This window comes from Methylibium sp. (assembly GCF_013817345.1).
GTDB lineage: Bacteria > Pseudomonadota > Gammaproteobacteria > Burkholderiales > Burkholderiaceae_C > Methylibium.
The window spans coordinates 1-414 of record NZ_JACDCW010000009.1 but is presented as its reverse complement, the minus strand read 5'-3'; the positions used below and the strand labels follow the sequence as shown (position 1 = coordinate 414).

The 414-nt window shown below is 67.6% G+C and carries 1 pseudogene; it reads right to left on the bottom strand.

The annotated features are described in order from the left end of the window. A pseudogene (locus tag H0W40_RS02885) lies at window positions 1–400 on the bottom strand (hypothetical protein); the annotation flags it as partial. Between the last annotated feature and the right edge of the window lie 14 nt (window positions 401–414).

Genomic DNA, 414 nt, shown 5'->3' with positions numbered 1-414 from the left:
CGTTGCGTCCGTCCAGCACGTTGTTGCCGCTGTTGCCGGTGATGATGTTGTCGACAGAGTTGCCGGTGCCGTTGATGTCGGCGGTGCCGGTCAGGGTGAGATTGGGCCCTTCGCCAGTGGCCAGGGTATAGCTCGCGTCGCTGAAGACCGTGCTTCCGTCCGGAGGTGGGGGCGGCGGCGGTGGCGGCGGCGGTGGTGGGTCGATGACGCCGGCATTGACGATGAAGTCGGTGATGCTCACGTTCGCCTGGGCGATGCCGGCCAGCGTAACGGTGCTGCCGCCGGCGATCGCGACGAGGGTGTCCGCGCTGCCGGTGCCGGTGGGCGAGAAGGTCACGCTGGTCGCGAAGTTGGTCGTGGTGATGTCGGCGAAGCCGCGCAGGTCGATGAGGTCCTGCAAGTCCGTGCCGCCTT